This is a genomic window from Gemmobacter sp. 24YEA27 (assembly GCF_030052995.1).
In the GTDB taxonomy this organism is placed as follows: domain Bacteria; phylum Pseudomonadota; class Alphaproteobacteria; order Rhodobacterales; family Rhodobacteraceae; genus Pseudogemmobacter.
The window spans coordinates 571,430-589,320 of record NZ_JASJPW010000001.1 but is presented as its reverse complement, the minus strand read 5'-3'; the positions used below and the strand labels follow the sequence as shown (position 1 = coordinate 589,320).

General features: G+C 66.5%; 18 protein-coding genes and 1 riboswitch. Of the genes, 8 read left to right on the top strand and 10 right to left on the bottom strand.

Annotated elements, in window-relative coordinates; all coding sequences use genetic code 11:
* Positions 1-70: 70 nt before the first annotated feature.
* The 4 genes from QNO18_RS02975 to QNO18_RS02960 are packed head-to-tail and all read right to left on the bottom strand — an operon-like array spanning position 71 to position 4,095.
* Positions 71-1,363 carry a F390 synthetase-related protein gene (locus tag QNO18_RS02975; protein ID WP_283176461.1) on the bottom strand — a complete coding sequence of 431 codons (1,293 nt, stop codon included), beginning with the start codon at positions 1,361-1,363 and terminating at the stop codon, positions 71-73.
* Positions 1,360-2,175: an MBL fold metallo-hydrolase gene (locus QNO18_RS02970; protein ID WP_283176460.1), complete on the bottom strand. Its 816-nt coding sequence runs from the start codon at positions 2,173-2,175 to the stop codon at positions 1,360-1,362. Before QNO18_RS02970 ends, QNO18_RS02975 begins: the two co-directional genes overlap by 4 nt.
* Complete coding sequence (locus tag QNO18_RS02965; protein ID WP_283176459.1) at positions 2,165-3,139, bottom strand: NAD-dependent epimerase/dehydratase family protein; 975 nt, start codon at positions 3,137-3,139, stop codon at positions 2,165-2,167. The genes QNO18_RS02970 and QNO18_RS02965 overlap by 11 nt, the downstream gene beginning before the upstream one ends.
* Positions 3,139-4,095: a 3-oxoacyl-[acyl-carrier-protein] synthase III C-terminal domain-containing protein gene (locus QNO18_RS02960; protein ID WP_283176458.1), complete on the bottom strand. Its 957-nt coding sequence runs from the start codon at positions 4,093-4,095 to the stop codon at positions 3,139-3,141. The genes QNO18_RS02965 and QNO18_RS02960 overlap by 1 nt, the downstream gene beginning before the upstream one ends.
* A 162-nt stretch (positions 4,096-4,257) precedes the next feature.
* Between QNO18_RS02960 and QNO18_RS02955 the strand changes: the two genes are divergently transcribed.
* From QNO18_RS02955 to QNO18_RS02945, 3 genes are all read left to right on the top strand, one after another.
* Positions 4,258-4,857 (top strand): TetR/AcrR family transcriptional regulator, encoded by a 600-nt coding sequence (locus QNO18_RS02955; protein ID WP_283176457.1) that lies wholly within the window; start codon positions 4,258-4,260, stop codon positions 4,855-4,857.
* A 3-nt stretch (positions 4,858-4,860) separates the two neighbouring features.
* Positions 4,861-5,871, top strand: a complete 1,011-nt coding sequence (locus tag QNO18_RS02950) for a sulfotransferase (protein WP_283176456.1) — start codon at positions 4,861-4,863, stop codon at positions 5,869-5,871.
* Positions 5,872-6,081: 210 nt separating this feature from the next.
* Positions 6,082-6,570 carry a hypothetical protein gene (locus tag QNO18_RS02945; protein ID WP_283176455.1) on the top strand — a complete coding sequence of 163 codons (489 nt, stop codon included), beginning with the start codon at positions 6,082-6,084 and terminating at the stop codon, positions 6,568-6,570.
* Positions 6,571-6,588: 18 nt separating this feature from the next.
* Here QNO18_RS02945 and QNO18_RS02940 read toward each other — a convergent pair whose 3' ends face one another.
* From QNO18_RS02940 to cobO, 6 genes are all read right to left on the bottom strand, one after another.
* On the bottom strand, positions 6,589-7,095 hold the full coding sequence (locus tag QNO18_RS02940; RefSeq protein WP_283176454.1) for a flavin reductase family protein: 507 nt from the start codon (positions 7,093-7,095) through the stop codon (positions 6,589-6,591).
* A 72-nt stretch (positions 7,096-7,167) separates the two neighbouring features.
* Positions 7,168-7,803: a flavin reductase family protein gene (locus tag QNO18_RS02935; protein ID WP_283176453.1), complete on the bottom strand. Its 636-nt coding sequence runs from the start codon at positions 7,801-7,803 to the stop codon at positions 7,168-7,170.
* Positions 7,804-7,806: 3 nt separating this feature from the next.
* Positions 7,807-8,565, bottom strand: coding sequence for a CBS domain-containing protein (locus QNO18_RS02930; RefSeq protein ID WP_283176452.1), 759 nt, complete (start codon positions 8,563-8,565; stop codon positions 7,807-7,809).
* Positions 8,457-8,963, bottom strand: coding sequence for an HPP family protein (locus QNO18_RS02925; RefSeq protein WP_283176451.1), 507 nt, complete (start codon positions 8,961-8,963; stop codon positions 8,457-8,459). The genes QNO18_RS02930 and QNO18_RS02925 overlap by 109 nt, the downstream gene beginning before the upstream one ends.
* Positions 8,964-8,998: 35 nt before the next feature.
* Positions 8,999-10,459 carry a cobyric acid synthase gene (locus tag QNO18_RS02920; protein ID WP_283176450.1) on the bottom strand — a complete coding sequence of 487 codons (1,461 nt, stop codon included), beginning with the start codon at positions 10,457-10,459 and terminating at the stop codon, positions 8,999-9,001.
* Positions 10,459-11,097, bottom strand: a complete 639-nt coding sequence (gene cobO, locus QNO18_RS02915; protein ID WP_283176449.1) for a cob(I)yrinic acid a,c-diamide adenosyltransferase — start codon at positions 11,095-11,097, stop codon at positions 10,459-10,461. Before cobO ends, QNO18_RS02920 begins: the two co-directional genes overlap by 1 nt.
* Positions 11,098-11,133: 36 nt before the next feature.
* Positions 11,134-11,340, top strand: a riboswitch (cobalamin riboswitch).
* Positions 11,341-11,447: 107 nt separating this feature from the next.
* On the opposite strand from cobO, the gene QNO18_RS02910 reads away from it, so the two are divergent.
* The 5 genes from QNO18_RS02910 to QNO18_RS02890 are packed head-to-tail and all read left to right on the top strand — an operon-like array spanning position 11,448 to position 17,891.
* Positions 11,448-11,798 (top strand): DUF1636 domain-containing protein, encoded by a 351-nt coding sequence (locus QNO18_RS02910; RefSeq protein ID WP_198835381.1) that lies wholly within the window; start codon positions 11,448-11,450, stop codon positions 11,796-11,798.
* Between the two features lies 1 nt (position 11,799).
* Positions 11,800-12,828, top strand: coding sequence for a cobalamin biosynthesis protein CobW (cobW, locus tag QNO18_RS02905; RefSeq protein ID WP_198835382.1), 1,029 nt, complete (start codon positions 11,800-11,802; stop codon positions 12,826-12,828).
* An 8-nt stretch (positions 12,829-12,836) separates the two neighbouring features.
* Entirely contained in the window at positions 12,837-16,163 is a 3,327-nt protein-coding gene (cobN, locus tag QNO18_RS02900; protein ID WP_283176448.1) for a cobaltochelatase subunit CobN, read from the top strand.
* Positions 16,164-16,207: 44 nt separating this feature from the next.
* Positions 16,208-17,278 carry a hypothetical protein gene (locus QNO18_RS02895; protein ID WP_283176447.1) on the top strand — a complete coding sequence of 357 codons (1,071 nt, stop codon included), beginning with the start codon at positions 16,208-16,210 and terminating at the stop codon, positions 17,276-17,278.
* Positions 17,262-17,891 (top strand): precorrin-8X methylmutase, encoded by a 630-nt coding sequence (locus tag QNO18_RS02890; protein WP_283176446.1) that lies wholly within the window; start codon positions 17,262-17,264, stop codon positions 17,889-17,891. The genes QNO18_RS02895 and QNO18_RS02890 overlap by 17 nt, the downstream gene beginning before the upstream one ends.

Below are 17,891 nucleotides of genomic sequence, written 5' to 3'. Positions count from 1 at the left end.
TGGCAGCCTGCCCGTCACGCCCCTGCGCTGGCAAGTCCCTTTCAGACTGACCGCATTCAGACTGCCCCTGTCAGCGCCGCACCAGCACGCGCCGCCGTTTGGCGCCCGGATCTGCGGCCAGATCGGCGGGCAATCCGGTGCGGAACTCCATCACCGGCGGGATGCAGCCAAGGCCGGCGGCGAGGCGGGTAAGCGAATGCTCCATCGCCGGGATGGCGATTTCCCCGACCGTGGTGTCGAGCCAGACCGTCAGCCGCCCCGCCTCTTCAATCACCCGGTAGTCGCGCACCGGCACCGGCAGGGTTGCCACCGCCTGGCGGATCGCGTCCGAGGGCACCATGCGCGGCCTGCCATCCGCGCCGGCCCACCAGAGGATATCATCAGCGCGCCCTTCAATCCGTTTCAGCCGCTGGCTCGCGCAGCCGCAGGGGCAGGGCTCCGGATCGGGGATCAGTACATCATCCAGCCGGTAGCGAAGGATCGGCAGGCTCTGCCGGGTGAAATCGGTGATCACCGGGCAAAAGGCGCCGGTCGTTTCGTCGATCACATCGCGGTCGAAATGGATATAGCGCTCGTTCAGATGCAGCGATCCATGGCGACAGGTATAGCCCAGAACGCCTTCGGTGCATTGATAGGCCTGATCCGGACGCTGGTCGAAAACAGTCTCTATTACCGCGCAATCTTCGGGAGAGAGCACCTCGGCGACCGAGATGATCCGCTTTGGGCGAATGCGGATCTGCCCCGCCGCCTGCGCCTTTGCGATCAGGCCGAGGATCTGCGCCGGGGCGATCAGCACGGTCGGGTTCTGCTGGTTCAGCAAAGGCAGATGCGCTTCGAACTCAGACAGAAGATCGTAGAAACGAAACTGCATCAGCGGGTTCGAAAGGCTTTCATAGAGCGCGTTATTCGCGCGCAGGAAAAACGCGATCCGCTGGCGCGACAAAAGCGGCGCGGGCCAGAACCGGCCGCACATCACCGCCGCCCAGAGCGCGCGCTCGCCTTTGTCGCTGAGAAACAGCCCGCGCTGCCCCGAGGTGCCGGTGGAAAGCCCCACCGCCACCTCGCCGATCATCGGTGAAAAATCGCGGCTCTCTTCGGATTTCAGCGCTATATCCAGGGCCTGATCGCGATGAATGCCACAGGTGTTGATGCGGGCAAAATGCTCCATCAGCCGGGCCTTGTTCATCATTGGCCAGTCCGCAATGCGCCTTGCGGCAAAGGGGGCGTGAAAGGGCGAGCGCGGCATGATCTGCTCGCGCAGGCGGCGCAGCCCGGCGGCCTGCCAGGCGATGATTTCCGCGCGCGAGCGAAAGCCGCGTCCGTAACGTGCGGCCAGAAAGGCGGTGAGGGGCGAGGGGGTCACGCAAAGGCCTCCGGGCAATGGGACGGCCAGAAGGTGATGTCGGGCCGGTTCCGGGCGAGATCGGCCAGGGCCGAGAAGGTGGCGAGATAGGCCGCTGCATCGCCAAGGCGGCGCAGGGTGTAATCGGGCGGCGGGCAGCCATCGCGCAGCGCCTGGCGGCTCCAGGCCGCATCGGCGATCAGAAAGGCCGGGCCGCTGGTGGTCTGGGGCAGGTATAGGCCGAACTGGCCATGACCATGCCCGGGCAAGGCCACTGCAAGCAGGCTGCCAGTGCCGGAAATGTCGTGAAACAATCCCAGGCCGCTGCTGCCATCCGGGGGCGCGGCCTGCGGGAAATCTTCGAAAAACTGCGGTGTCAGAGTCTGAAGCCGCCGCCTGAGCCCTTCGGGACACCCCGCTTTCAGCGTGGCGAGGCGGCTGCCCTGGTGCAGATGATCCCAGGCTTTGCGCGAGGTGATGACGGGCGGGATCGGATCCATCCCGAACAGCCCTGCGATATGATCGGCATGGAGATGTGAGAGCACCACCTGCCGGATCTGTGCGCTATGGCGGCCGAGCTGAGCGGGCAGGCGCTGGTCTGCGTCCAGTTGCGCTGGCGTGAGCCAACGGTAGAGCCGTTCCGGGAAGGGGCGGGTTGCCTCGAAAAAGGCAGGTCCGTAGCCGGTATCGAACAGGATATCGCCGAGGCCCGGATGGCGGATCAGCACGACACCGGCGGGAAAGCGGATGGGCCGCCAGCCCGCATCGCGGCGCGACAGCCTGGCGGGGGCGCAGCAATATCCGACGCGAAACGGGATGAGTTCAGGCAGCATAGTCGCGGATCCCTTCTGAAAGGGTCACTTGCGGGCGATATCCCAGATCGGCCCGTGCGGCAGAGATGTCGAGCGTCAGGCTGCGGCCCAGCGAGACCACGGCCTGGCGGGTCAGCACCGGCTCGATATCGGGGCGAAACAGGTGATGCAGGGCCTCGAACCCGGTGGCGATTGTCATGGCGACCCCATAGGGCAGGTGCCTGCGGCGCGGCGTGAGGCCAAAGAGATCCGCCGCCGCATCGGCAAGCTGCGCGAACCGCCAACTCTCGCCCGAGGTGATGTTGAACACCCGCCCTCCGACCTTTTGGGCGTGAGCTGCGGCCAGAACCATCGCGCGCGCGGCATCCGAGACATGGGTGACATCAATCAGCGCCGCGCCGCCCGAGATCAGGGGCAGCGTCCCGCGCCGCATCGCCGTCAGAAGACGCGGCATCAGCGCCCGGTCGCCGCGCCCATAGATCGAACGGGGGCGCAGGGCCACCACCCGCATCGCGCCGGGCTGGTCATAAGACAGCGCCAGTGCCTCGGATTCCGCCTTGGTCCGGGCGTAATGGGTGGCAAAGTGTGCGGGCAGGGGCGCGTCTTCGGTCAGATCCAGCCGGTCGGAGCCATTGGCATAGATGCTGGGGGAAGAGGCAAAGATGAACCGTTTCACCCCGCCGTCACGTGCCGCGTCCAATAACCTGCGGGTTGCATCCACATTCAGCGCCTGGAAATCGCGGGCGCGACCCCAGGCCGAAGACAGGGCGGCACAGTGGAAAACAGTCTCTGTGCCGGCTAAAACCGGCTCGAGCGGCACCGGATCGCAGAGATCGAGCGGCAGAAATTCCGCGCCCTGCTGCACCATTTCTGCGCCGGCCCGCAGATCGCGACCCTGGCCAATGACCCTGACACCTGCGGCCAGCAACTGCCGCGTGATACCGCCGCCAAGACACCCTGTCGCCCCTGTGATCAGAATCGCCATCAGCAGCGCACCACCATGCCACCCAGCGACAGCCCCGCCGAGGTGCCGATCAGCAGGGCAAGTTCGCCGCGCTGCAGGCGCCCCGAGGTGATCGCGTGATGCAGGGCATTCGGGATCGAGGCCGCGATCTGATTGCCCAGCTGCCCGAAGGTCCGGATCACCTTATCGGGCGGTATCCCCAGCCGCTCCAGCCCGTGATCCAGCGCCGGGCCAGAGGCCTGATGCGGCACGATACAGGCCAGATCGTTGTAGCCGACACCCGCCTCGTCCATGAGCGCCCGGAGGAAACGCGGCAGATAGCGCGCCGCGATGCGGAAGGCGGTCTGCCCATCCATATGAAACACATTGGTGCGGTCGAGCAGTTCCGGATCGCGGGTGCCGCCGTAACGGGTGCCGCCGCCTTCAAGCACACAGGCGGCCCGGCCTTCGGAATAGGTTTCAAACCGGCTTGCCAGCACGCCTTCGCCCGCATCTGCGCCCAGAACCACCGCCGCCGCGCCATCGCCGAAGATCGCCGCCGTATCGGGTTCGGACCAGTCCAGCCCGACCGAGGCGATATCGGCGGAAAACACCAGCACCCGGCGCGCCCGCCCGGCGGCTATTCGCATCGCGGCCAGATCCAGCGCCTGCACGAAACTCAGACAGGTCGCATTCACGTCGTAAGAAGGAATACCCGATTTCCCCAGCCCAAGCCGGGCCTGCACCAGCGTCGCGGTCGAAGGGATCGCCTGTTCCATCACCCCGCAGGCGCCAAGGATCAGATCGAGATCGCCCGCGCGGATCCCGGCCACCTCAAGCGCCTGGCGCGCCGCTTCGGTCGCCATCATCGATGTGCTTTCCTCGGGCCCGGCAATATGGCGGGCGGCAAGCCCATAGCGGCGTTCGGTGGTGCCCGCAGCCCAGCCGAACCGCTGGTCAATCGCGGATGAGGCAAGGCGCTGTTGCGGCAGATACATACCCGTTCCGAGAATCCGCATCGCAGGTGGGCTGTTCCGATGGGATGTACTCTGCATGACGCACCTTATTGAACATTGTTCACTAACCCTTGACCTGGGCCGGGCTTTGCGTCAAGAAGTTTTTGAACAACGTTCAGTATGCAAAACCTTACGGAGGCGAATATGAGCCGACCCCAGCGTGTGCCGCGGGCAGAGCTGCGCCAGGCCATCCTTGAGTCTGCACGCGGGATCCTGGATCGCGAAGGCGTCCCGGGTCTCTCGGCCCGCGCGATCGCGCGTGAGGTCGGATATACTGCGGCCTCGATCTACAATGTCTTCGGCTCGATGTCGGATATTCTGATGGAGGTGAATCGCGAGACCTTTGCCCGGCTTGAACAGCTGTTTGACACATTGCCCGACACTGGCACCCCTGCGGCGCGGCTGCATCTGATCTGCCAGAGCTATATTTCTTTCATGCGTCGCAACCCGGCTTTGTGGAGCGCGCTTTTCGGCGGTACGCGCCAGCGCGAGACTTTCCCCGCCTGGTATGGCGAGGCGGTCCGGGGCCTGATGGGGCGGTTGACAGAGCTGCTCCGCGAACATGCGCCCGATCTGGATGACAATCGTGCCATGCGGCTGACCGAGCAGCTTTATGTCGCGGTTCATGGCGCGGTGGCGCTGGAGGTGGACCGCCGGCTCGACATCCTGACCACACAAAGCGCCGGCGAGATCGCGGCTTCGGTGCTGGATGCGATGCTCAGCCGGCTCAAGCCGAAGGGCTAAAAAATGGCGGGGGCTTTCATCCTTGGATCTGCGCGCTGCGGGTCGACGCTGGTTTCGGATCTGATCCGGCTGCATCCCGAACTTCTCAGCCTCTCGGAGGTGTTTGCCACTGCCGGCGCGCGGGCCTTCCCGCCCGGTCAGCTTTCGGCGCTAGACTTCTGGCGCGGCCTCGCGGAGCCAACCCGGATCGGCGCGCTGGCCGGCAATCCGCTGCGGGCGCCGCGCGAGTTTCTCTATGGGCGCCAGCAGGGCAACCGCCATGACCCGTTTCGCTGCCCGCCGCTCCTCCAGGTCGCGCTGCCGCATCTGACTGACGCGCCCGACGACCTTTTCGACCAGCTGGCGGCGGAGGTTGCGGCTCATCCCCGGCAAAGCGTTACGGATCACTACCGCCAGCTGTTTGGCGCGATGGCCATGGCCCGCAATCGCCGGCTCTGGGTCGAACGCTCGGGTGGCTCGCTGGTGGCGACGCGGACGCTGGCGCGCCTGTTTCCCGAGGCGCGCCTTGTCCTGCTGACGCGGAGCGGCCCGGAAACCGTGCTCTCGATGAGCGATTACCCCGCCACCAGGCTGGCCGCGCGGATGTGGCAGCGGATGCGGCGCCTTGGCATCGACCTTCTTGACCCTGACAGCCATTACGGGCGCGGGCGGATCTGGCGGGTCCTGCAGGCGCTGAGCATTGCGATGCCGGTCACGCCGATGCTGGATCGGTCCGCCGATCCGCTGCTGCTGGCGCGGTTCTGGTCGGCCATGATGATCCGGGGGGCGCAAGCGCTTGCGACCCTGCCACGGGCGCGCTGGCATCACCTTTCCTATGAGGCGCTGATCGCGACACCAGAGCCCGAACTGGCGGCGCTGGCCTTGTATCTGGGCGTATCGGCCCCGGCGGGCTGGCTGCGGGAGGCCGGCGCCCTGCCGGTGTCGCGCCCGTCTCGCGCGGACCGGCTTGCCCCGCTGAGAGGGCGCGTCTTATCGCGGCCTGCGCCCCGGGCGATGCTGCGCTTGCCGCCCTGATCCGAAGCTGACCCGGGCCTGATCCGGGTCCGTAGGCCGCGCGGAATATGGCAGGTCCAGGGCATTAAGGACCGATTTTAATGACTCGAATGCCCCCGGCCTCTGCTGTGAAAACCTCGTCTTAAGCACGCCTCTGCTTTGCTCATCTTCGCGACGGGTGAGGGTTGGACGATCAGATGACCCCGCCGCAAAGGTGGAAAGGGGTTCGTCATGAAACATGTCTCGACCCGGGTGCGGGCGGGCTTTGCAGTACTTTGCTTTTCAATAGCCAGCGGTGCAATGCCACCGCTCAGTCCGGGAAAGGCCCTGGCGCAGATGCGGCCGACCCATATCGGCACGATCAGGGTGGTGCGGGCAGACCCGGGTGGTCTGATCGCGGCCAGGGAACGCGAGGTTCAGCGCTTGCGGGCCAGCGGCGACCGCGTCGAGCTGCGCGGCACCTGCAATTCGGCCTGCACGATGTATCTCGGGCTCGACAATATCTGCGTCCACCGCCGCGCGAGCTTTGGCTTTCATGGCCCAAGCTCTTACGGCAAGCCGCTGCCAAAGCCGGAATTTGACCACTGGTCGCAGATCATGGCGCAGAATTACCGCGAACCGCTTCGCAGCTGGTTCATGGAAACGGCGCGTTACAGGCTCGACAGCCCTCTCCGGGTGAGCGGGGCAGAACTGATCCGCCTCGGCTATCCGGAATGCTGATCGGGGGGACCCGGCAGATCAGCTGATATCCACCGCCCGGCGATAGGCGCGCTGGCCGTAAAGCAGGGTTGCGGGATCTTCCGACAGGGTCACACCGGTGACATGGCCGACAAAGATATGATGGGTTTCCCAGTAAAGCGCGGTGGCAAGGCGGCATTCAAACACCGCCGTCGCCCCCGCGATTTTCGGCTGGCCAAGGCTGCCCGGTTGCCAGGGCACCTGGGCAAAGCGCGCGTCATGATCGGCCATACCGCTGCGGCCGGCAAAGATATTGGCGATCTCGTGCTGGCCCTCATGCAGCAGATTGGCGCAAAAGGCGCGGTTTTTCAGGATCGCTGTCGCGGTCGAGCTGCGGTGATGGATACAGGCCAGCAGCGAGGGATGGTCGCCATCCGCCGAAACCGAGGTCAGTGAGGAAATCGTCACGCCAAAGCGCCCGCCTTCTCCATCCGTGGTGGCGACGGCGACAAAGGTCGCAGCCCGGCTCATGCCTTCGACAAAACACCTGCGCAGTTCCGGGTCCATTGACGGGCCTCCTGTACGTTAGTACAAATTTATTGCATTGAGCGGGCAGGAAATGCCAGCGAAAATCGTGCCTCAGCCGCGGTCTTTGGCAATGCGGTCCTGCCAGAACGGGCGCTCCAGCCGGAACACATCGCGCGTGCGTACATAATCCGCGCCAAAAGACCGCCCGACGAGGTCAAGCCCGGGCGTGTCGACATGGCCGCGCGCCTCATCCAGCACGAAACGGTCCTCGATATGGATCGACAGCACCTCGCCGACGATCAGAGTCTGCCGGGGCCCGGTCTCTACCCGCTGCAGGAGGCGGCATTCCAGCGCCACGGGGCTCGCGCTTATCCGGGGCGGCGTGATTTTGACCGAAGGCGTCAGCTCCAGCCCGGCCAGTTCCGCCTCGCTCACGCCTTCGGGCGCGTCGATCGAGGTCAGGTTCATTGCCCCGGCCAGCGCGAAAGGCACCAGGTTCACCACGAACTCGCCGCTGTCGAGGATGTTCTGTGCCGAATGTTTCAGCCCGCCGTCGCGGCCCGGGCTGATCCCCAGCACCACGGTGGGCGGCTCATCCCCCATCACGTTGAAAAAACTGAAAGGTGCGATATTCACCACGCTGGCGGCGGATTTCGTCACCACCCAGGCGATGGGGCGCGGCATGACCGTGGCGACGAGCAGCTTATAGGCGATCCCTGCCGCGGTACTTTCCAGATCGAAATGCAAATCTCAGCCCTCTTCCTTGCGCTGATGTGCCAGCGCAGCAATCAGATCAGTGCGGGTGACGATGCCCAGGATACGCGCCCCTTCAAGCACCGGCACCGCATCATTCGGCCCCTCGGCCAGCAGCGGCAGCAGATCATGGACCGGCGTGCCGGGGCTGCGGGTCGGCACATGGGGATCCATCACCTCCCGCGCCCGAACGGTACGCCCGCCCGCAGCGCCCAGCAACCGCGCAAGGTTTGCGGTAAAGCGGGTGCCGCTCAGCCGGGCGTCTTCGGCGCCGCGCCGGATCAGGTGGATCTGGAAAATCACGCCCAGATAGCTGCCATCCGTCGCCGCCACCGGCAGCGAGGTAAAGCCCCGGTCGCGAAAGATCGCGCCAACCTCGGTCAGGGGCGTCTCGGGGCCAACGGTCACAAGGTTGCGCGACATGATCTCGCCGCAGGTGATGCCTTCGGTCTTGTGCCGCGCGGCCAGCAGCTCGGCGGCCGAGATCAGCCGGGCGAGGTCTTCAACGCCGATATTGGCGCTTTGGTGAAATTCCTGCAGCAGCCCGGCCAGTTCCGCGCGCGAAACGCCGAGCCGGTCAAGCGGGCGCGGATCGGGCTGGCCGGGGGCGGCGGTGGCAGGCTGACGGAACGGATAGCGCCGCCCGGTCAGTGCCGCCGCCAGCGCCGCCACCGGCACCAGCGCCAGCGTGCCAAGCGCGACCGGCACCAGCACATAGAAAAAGCCGAGCTCCGCCGCCGCATGCGGGGCCAGCACTGTCGCCAGCGCAACCGCCCCCCGGGCGGATGCAGGGCACGGCTGAGATGCATCGCCAGGACGGCCAGCGCCGGGGCCAGCACGATCCGCAGCTCGGGCGTCTCGATGGTCAGAACCAGCGCCACGCCGACAAGGGCCGAGACCGCATTGCCCACCACCGCCGACCAGGGCTGCGCCAGCGGGCTGTTTGGCACAGCGAATAAAAGCACCGCGCTGGCACCAAAGGGCGCGATGACGAACAGCCCCCAGGCCGAGGCGCCCGGGTCGGGGCTGAGGAACAGGATCAGCGCCACCATGCCGACAAACATGCCTGCCGTGGCGCGCAGGGTTTCGGTCCAGCCGGTAAAGCCCATCGCGGGGCCGGCATGGCGCAGTGTCCGGCGCAGATATTGTCCCATGGCGGCCTCCTGTTGCGGCGTGTCACTCTGCCCGATCAGCGGGCGAGCGCAAGCAGCCCGTCACAATCGAGATGGGTTTCCATATGATCGGCAAGGCGATCAAGGATGCGCTCTACTTCGGCGCCGTATCGGGTTGCGCCGGCGGTGATGCCGAAATCCTTCAGCCAGGCGGCGCGGAAGGCGTCACTGGTGAATAGCCCGTGGAGATAGCTGCCCTCGACCCTGCCATCGGGCGAACGCGCGCCTTCCGGCTGGTCGCCGAGATACGCAAAGGGACGGGCGCGGTCAGGGCCTTCGGTCCGTCCGATATGGATCTCATAGCCGGTCACATCGAGGCCGGTGGCGGCATGGCGGGCCGTGACCCGTGCCAGCCGCTTGTCGCCCGACATCACCGTTTCCACATCGAGAAGGCCAAGCCCCGGCGTCACCCCCGGCGCGCCTTCGATCCCATCGGGATCGGCGACCGAGTGGCCCAGCATCTGATAGCCGCCGCAGAGCCCGAGGATCCGCCCGCCGCGCCGGTGATGCGCGAGAATGTCTATATCCCAGCCCTGTTCGCGCAGAAACGCCAGATCTCCGCGTGTCGATTTCGACCCGGGGATCACCACAAGATCACTATCGCCGGGGATCGCCTGACCGGGAAGGATCATCGAAACCGTCAGATCCGGCTCCAGTTTCAGCGGGTCGAGATCGTCGAAATTCGCGATGCGGCTGAGAGCCAGGCAGGCGACCTTTACCCGCCCCTTGCCCGATGGCGCCAGGTCGAGCGCATCTTCCGCCGGCAAAAGCCGGGCATCGCGAAACCAGGGCAAAACGCCAAAACCGCGCCAGCCGGTACGGTCCCCGATCAGCCGGTAGCCATCATCGAACAATGAGGGATCACCGCGAAAGCGATTGATCAGAAAGCCCGCGATCTGCGCGTTATCGCCTGCGTCCAGCACGGCCTGGGTGCCGACGATCTGCGCGATCACGCCGCCGCGGTCGATATCACCCGCCAGCACCACCGGCACGTCGGCCGCCAAGGCAAAGCCCATATTGGCGATGTCATTCCGCCTCAGATTGACCTCGGCCGGGCTGCCGGCGCCTTCGACAATCACCAGATCCGCCTGAGCCCTGAGGCGGCGGAAGCTCTCCTGCACTGCCTCGGCGATCTTCGGCTTCAGGCCAGCATAATCCTTTGCGCGCACCGAGGTCAGGCGACGCCCCTGCACCACCACTTGCGCGCCGGTATCGGTTTCAGGCTTCAGCAGGACCGGGTTCATATCGCTATGCGGCTCCACCCCGCAGGCCAGCGCCTGCAGTGCCTGGGCCCGCCCGATCTCGCCCCCGTCCACTGTGACCGCGGCATTGTTCGACATGTTTTGCGGCTTGAACGGCAGGACCGTCAGCCCCCGCCGCCGCGCCACCCGGCAAAGCCCCGCGACCAGCAGCGACTTGCCGACATTCGAGCCTGTGCCCTGGATCATCAGCGCGCGGCCAGGCGTCTGGCCAGACATCAGAACTCTACCCCGGCCTGGGCTTTAACCCCGGCGCGGAACGGGTGTTTCACCATCGCCATTTCCGTCACCAGATCGGCCAGTTCCACCAGTTCCGGCTTTGCATTGCGCCCGGTCAGCACGACATGGGTCATCGGGGGTTTCTCATCGCGCAGAAACGCCAGCACCTCGGCCAGAACAAGGTAGTCATAGCGCAGCGCGATATTGATCTCGTCCAGCAGCACCATGCGGTTCCGCTCGTCCCGGATCAGCTCTTTCGCCTTTTCCCAGGCGCGCGCCGCTGCGGCGCGGTCCCGCTCCAGATCCTGGGTCTCCCAGGTAAAGCCCTCGCCCATCGTGTGGAACTGGCAGAGACCTCCGAAATTCTTCAGGATCAGATCGCGCTCACCGGTCGACATCGCGCCTTTGATGAACTGCACCACGCCGCAGGGCATTTCATGCGCGATGCAGCGCAGGATCATCCCGAAGGCGGAGGAGCTTTTGCCCTTGCCCGGCCCGGTATGGACGATGATCAGCCCCTTCTCGCCGGTCTTTTCCGCCATCATCCGGTCGCGCGCGGCCTTGATCTTCGCCTTTTTTGCGGCGTGGCGGGCAGCATCTTCCGCAGGATTTGCGGCGGGATCGGGAGCATCGGTCATTCCTGGCCTCGCTTGACATTCGGTGGGTCTGGTGGCTTGGCTGTGGCCATCGCTGGTTCCTGCCATACAGCAGGCGAAGAGGGAATGCGACAGGCCGAAAGCCCAGACGCAGCCGCCCCCGCGACCGTGACCGGAAAGGTCGCCCAACCGCCACTGGCCACCCGGCCGGGAAGGCAGGGCGCCCGCAGGGGGATTCCCCGAAATCCGCAAGCCGGGAGACCTGCCAGCGCCGGTGCGGCCCTTCGGGGCGCGCATCATTCGTAACGGGCGGCCGGGGTGAGCCGCGGGTCTGGTGGTGCTTTTGCCCGCCACCTGTTCCCCGCGCAGCCACAGCCATGCCGGAGGGGCAAATGGCCGGAGAAACCGAGCTTGTGGTCTGTACCACATGCAGATTGCCGGGCAGCAGCCCCGAGGCCATACGCGATGGCGCGCGCCTCTCTGAGGCGCTGACCGCCAAAGGTGTGGCACATCGCCGTCAGGAATGCCTGTCTGCCTGTTCCAATGGCTGCGCCGTGGTGTTTCGCGGCCCGGGCCGCTGGACCTATGTCCAGGGCCATCTCGACCCCGATCTGCATCTGAACGACCTCGTCACCATGTATCACGCCTTTGCGGCGACGCCCGATGGCATCGTCCCCTGGCGTGCGCGGCCCGAGGTCATCCGCAAGAACACAATCGCCCGTATCCCTCCGATGGAGCTTTGACATGTCCGCAGACAAATCCCTGGAAAAAACCCCCGTCACCGTGATCACCGGCTTTCTTGGCGCCGGGAAAACCACGCTGATCCGGCACCTGCTGCAAAACCCGGGCGGGCGGCGGCTCGCTGTGCTGGTGAATGAATTTGGCGATGTCGGTGTTGATGGCGACCTGATCCGCGACTGCGCCGATGCGAATTGCCCGGAAAGCTCGATTGTCGAGCTCACCAATGGCTGCATCTGCTGCACCGTTGCCGACGAGTTCATCCCCTCGATCGAAAAGCTGATGGCGATGGAGCCGCGCCCCGATCATATCGTGATCGAAACCTCGGGCCTTGCGCTGCCGAAACCGCTGCTGAAGGCCTTCGACTGGCCGGCTTTGCGCTCTAAAATCACCATCGACGGTGTGGTGGCGGTGGCCGATGCCGAAGCGGTCGCCGCCGGCCTTTTCGCCCCGAACCCGGCACAGCCCGGCGCGGCGGAGGCCGATCACGAGACGCCGCTTTCCGAGGTCTTCGAAGATCAGATCGCCTGCGCCGATATCGTGCTTTTGTCCAAGGCCGATCTCGCGGGGGATGCCGGTATCGCAAAGGCGAAAGCCGTGATCGAGGCCGAGGCGCCGCGCCCTCTGCCGATGCTGCCTTTGACCGAAGGCGTGATCGATGCGCGTGTCGTGCTGGGGATCGGCGCGGCTGCCGAAGACAGCCTGAATGAGCGCCCCTCGCATCACGATGGCCATGATGATCACGATCATGACGATTTCGACACGATCGTGGTCGATCTGCCCGAGATCACCGACCCGGAGGCACTTGCGGCGAAAGTCTCGGCCCTGGCAGCCGCGCAGAACATCCTGCGCGTCAAAGGCCATGTGGCGGTCGAGGGCAAGCCGATGCGCCTTCTGATCCAGGCCGTCGGCCCGCGTGTGCGTCATCAGTTCGACCGGCCCTGGGGCAACCAGCCCCGCCGCTCGCAGCTTGTCGTGATCGCGGAACATGGCAATATCGACGCGGCCGCCGTTCGGGCCGCTCTGGGGGCATAAGGCGCCTGATGCACGTCCTCTTTCGCGAAAGCCACGGTCTGGAAGAGACCGATATGCCGCAGGATCTCGGGCAGACGCCCGGGGATCTTGTGGTGCTGTCGTTTTCCGACAGCGACCTCGGGGCTTTTGCGGCAGGGTGGAAGCGGGGGCGCGAGACGCTGCCCTCCCTCAGGCTGGCAAACCTGTCGCGGCTGACGCATCCGCTCTCGGTCGATACCTGGATCGGGCAGACGCTGACCGGGGCGAAAGGCGTGCTGATCCGGCTGATCGGCGGGGTGAATTACTGGGCTTACGGCGTCGAACAGGTCTCTAACATCGCCAGATCACGCGGGATCGCGCTGGCGCTCCTGCCGGCGGATGGTCGCCCCGACCCTGCACTGGATGCCGCCTCGACTTTGCCGGTGGCCACGCTGCGGCGCCTGTCCGCGCTGTGCGATACCGGCGGGGCGGTCGCGGCCCAGGGCGCGCTGGCGCAGCTCGCGCTTGCGGCGGGTCTCTATGCCGGGCCGGTGCCCGGCGCGAAATCGCTGCCGGGCTTTGGCTTCTGGCACCCGTCTGCCGGCGTGCTCCGTGACCTGCCACATGGCGAGACGCCGCTTGTCCTGATCCCCTTCTATCGTGCCTGGGCCGCCGCCGGCGACACCGCTGCCATCGACGCCCTGATCCTGGCGTTCGAAGCCGCAGGCTTTCGGGCATTTGGCGCGTTCCTTCCCAGCCTCAAGGACGAGGCCGCCGCCCGCTGGCTGCGCGAGACCCTCCCGTCGCCTGGACTGAAAGCGCTGGTCAATGCCACCGCCTTTTCCGCCCGCGCCGCCAGTGGCTCACCGCTGGAGGCCGCCGGTGTGCCGGTCTTCCAGGTGATCCACGCCACCTCCACCCGCGCCGCCTGGGAAGGGGCCGGGCGCGGCCTCTCGCCTGCCGATCTGGCCATGCATGTGGCGCTTCCCGAGGTCGATGGCCGCATCACCGCCGGCGTGATTTCGTTCAAGGACGAGGCGCCGCGCGACCCGGATCTGCAATTTTCCCGCACCAGCCACGCGCCGGACCCCGAACGTATCGGGGCCGTGGTCGCGAAGGTCAGAGCCTGGATCCGCCTCGCGTCAGAGCCCCCGGCCAGCCGCCGCATCGCGATGGTTCTCTCGACCTATCCGGGCAAATCCTGGCGCATGGCTCATGCCGTGGGCCTTGACGTTCTGGCCTCGGCCGAGGCGATGGCCGAGGACCTCTGCGCCGCCGGTTTCAGCATTCAACCCGGTGCTCCGCTTGATCAGGCGCTGCAGTCCGAGACCATCGCCTGGCCGCTTTCGGCCTATCGCGAGGCGCTCGCCCGACTGCCGGAACCCCTGAAAACCGCCATAACAGAGACGCATGGCCGCCCAGAAGACGATCCGGCGATCCAGGCCGGCGCCTTCCATTTCCAGGCGACGCGGCGCGGCAATCTTCTGATCGCCCTGCAGCCCGAACGCAGCCGCAGCCCGGATCGTGACGGCGAATATCACGATACCGGTCGCATCCCCGGCCACGCCTATACCGCTTTCTATCTCTGGCTGCGGCAGGGCACAGATGCGCTTCTCCATATCGGCGCCCATGGCACGCTCGAATGGCTGCCCGGGAAGGCGGTCGCCCTCTCCGCCGCCTGCTGGCCCGAGGCGCTGGTCGCGCCGCTTCCCGTGATCTACCCGTTCATCGTCAATGACCCGGGCGAGGCCGCTCAGGCCCGCCGCCGCATTGGAGCCGTCACGCTCGGTCATCTGACCCCGCCGCTGGCGGATGCCGCAATGCCCCCGGCGCTGGCCCGGCTTGAACGCCTGCTTGATGAATATTCCACCGCCGATGGCCTCGACCCGGCCCGCCGTGACCGGCTGATCGCCGCTATCCGTCAGGAAGCGCAAAGCGCGCATGTCGAACAGGATCTTGACATCCCGGAAACCGCCTCCCCCGCCGAGGCGATCCCCAGGATCGACCGTTTCGTCTGCGACCTGAAAGAAAGCCAGTTCGGCGAAGGCCTCCACATCTGGGCCCGCGGCACACCTTTTCATCTGTCCGAAAATATCCTCGGGGGCCACCCTTCCGGGCCCGGGGGGGCAGACAGCCCCCGGGGCCAGCCATCCGGCGATCCCGACTCGCTGACCTCCGAACGCGACAACCTCATCGCCGCGCTCAACGGCCAGCCAGTTCCGCCCGGACCCTCCGGCTCGCCCTGGCGGGGCCGCGCCGATGTGCTGCCCACGGGACGTAACCTCTATGGCACCGACCCGCGCGCTGTGCCGTCACGCGCCGCCCATGCCCAGGGCATCAGACTGGCCGAAGAACTGGTGCGCCGCCACCTCCAGGATCATGGCGATTACCCGCGCGGCCTTGTCCTCAACCTCTGGGGGTCGGCCACGATGCGCACGGCGGGCGAGGAATTCGCCATGGCGCTGCATCTCGCCGGGCTGGAGCCGATCTGGGACGAAGGCTCTGACCGCGTCACCGGTTTTGGCATCCTGCCGCTGACCCTGATGGACCGCCCCCGGATCGAGGTCTCGATCCGCGCTTCCGGCCTGTTCAGAGACGTCTTTCCCGATCTCGCCCGGCTTTTTGATGCAGGCTGCGAGGCGCTGGCCGAGCGTGACGAAGCTGCCGATATGAACCCCTACACGACCGCGCCGCGCGGGGCCCGGGTCTTCGCGCCTGCCCCCGGCAGCTATGGTCTCGGGATCCGCGAGGGCGATTACTCCGAAAGCGCCCGCAAGGCGGCGGGCGAGGCCTGGCTTGCGGCTTCGGACCATACGGCCCAGGGCGCCCCTGCACGCGATCTGCTTGAAACGCGGCTTCGGGCGGCGGACGCCTTCCTTCATACCCAGGATATGCCGGAAACCGATCTTTTGCTCGCGATGGATTACGCCAGCCATGAAGGCGGTTTCGCCGCCGCGATGGAGCGGCTTGGGGCGGCAAAACCGGCGCTTTACCACCTTGACGCCACCCGCCCCGACCAGCCCCGCGCCCGGGCGCTGACCGAGGAAATCGCCCGTGTCACCCGCGCCCGCGCTGCCAATCCGGTCTGGCTGACCTCGATGACCCGGCATGGGTTCCGGGGGGCCGCCGAGATCGCCGCGACGCTGGAACATCTCGCGGCTTTTGCCCATCTCGCCCGCGTGGTGCCGTCGCATCTCTTCGACCTTTACCGCGAGGCGACGCTGGACGACCCGGCGATCCGGGCTTTTCTCGAGACTGCGAACCCCGATGCCCTTGCTGCGATGGAGGATTGCTTCCGCGCGCTGGAAGCGGCGGGTCTGTGGCAAAGCCGCTCCAATTCCCGCGCAGCCAGGATGTCGTCAGAGGGGGTGGCATGAGCGGGCAGGTTCAAGGTTGGTGTCCGGGTGCGCTGCGGCCGATGATGTCCGGCGACGGCCTGGTGCTGCGCATCCGCCCCCATGCCGGGCGGCTGATGCCGGAACAGGTGCTGGCGCTGGCGGATCTCGCGGAAACCCATGGCAATGGTCTGATCGACCTCGGCTCGCGGGCGCATCTGCAATTGCGCGGCGTCACCGAGGCTGCGCTGCCAGCGCTGCATCAGGCTCTGATCTCGCTTGATCTCCTTGATTCCAGCGCCGAGGCCGAGGCGCGGCGCAATATCCTCACGACACCCTTGCACCGCGCGGGCGATGAGACGCTGACGCTGGTCGAAGGCCTGGAAGAGGCTTTGCGGGACGCGCCGGTCCTTCCCGCAAAATTCGGCTTTGCCGTGGATACCGGGGCGGCGGCGATCCTAGGGGGCGCTTCGGCGGATCTGAGGATCGAACGTGCGGCTCAGGGCCTGATCCTGCGCGCCGAGGGGATGGAACGAGGCGAGCCAGTGACCCCGGACACCGCCATTCCCCGCCTGATCGAGGTGCTGCACTGGTTCCTCGCGCAAGGATCTGCGACCCGGATGGCACGGCTTGCGGCCCGCCCGCCGCTGAACGCGACCGAACTGCCGATGACCGGGCCGGCGCTGGTCCCGGGCAGGACTGCGGCGGGGCTCTGCCTCGCGCTGCCCTTTGGTCAGATCGGGGCGACAACGCTCAGGGCGCTGGCGGTTGCACCGCTGCGGCTGACGCCCTGGCGGTCGGTGATCCTGGAAGACATCACCCGCGCGCCGGTCACCGGCCTGATCGAAGACCCTCATGATCCGCTTTTGCGCGTGGCGGCCTGCACTGGCGCGCCCGGTTGCCTGTCTGCCGAGGCGCCGGTGCGGGGCCTTGCCCGCAGCCTGGCGCCTTTGGTGCCGGAGGGCGCCTTGTTGCATGTTTCGGGCTGTGGCAAGGGCTGCGCTCATCCAGGCCCCGCCCGCCTGACCCTTACTGCAAGACAAGGCCGCTTCGATCTGATTGAAGACGGCGCCGCCAGTGCCAGTCCCGCCCTGCGCGGGCTTTCCCCCGATGACCTTCCTGCGATTTTGCGAGGCCGCCTTGACCCACCATTATGAAACCGACGGCGCGAAGATCTATCTCGCAAGCTTTGCCACCATCCGCGCCGAGGCCGATCTGGCGCGCTTTACCCCCGAGGAAGAGGTGGTCGCGGTCCGCATGATCCATGCCAGCGGCATGGTCGAACTGGCCCCCCATATCCGCTTTGCGCCGGGCTTTGCAATCGAGGCCCGCGCGGCGCTGGAGGCGGGGGCACCGATCCTGTGCGATGCAAAAATGGTCAGCGAGGGCATCACCCGCGCCCGTCTGCCGGCAGGCAATGAGGTGATCTGCACGCTGCAGGACCCGTCTGTGCCGGAGCTGGCGGCGCGGATCGGCAATACGCGTTCGGCCGCGGCGGTGGAACTGTGGCGCCCCTATCTTGCGGGCGCGGTGGTGGCGATCGGCAATGCGCCGACTGCGTTGTTCCATCTGCTGAACCTGCTGCAGGACCCGGATTTCCCGCGCCCGGCGGCGATCATCGGCTGCCCGGTCGGCTTTATCGGCGCGGCGGAATCGAAAGCGGCGCTGGCAGAAGACAACCCTTTGCCCTGGTGTGTGGTGGATGGCCGCCTCGGCGGTTCGGCGATCACGGTGGCGGCGGTCAACGCGCTTGCCAGCCGTAAGGAGTGA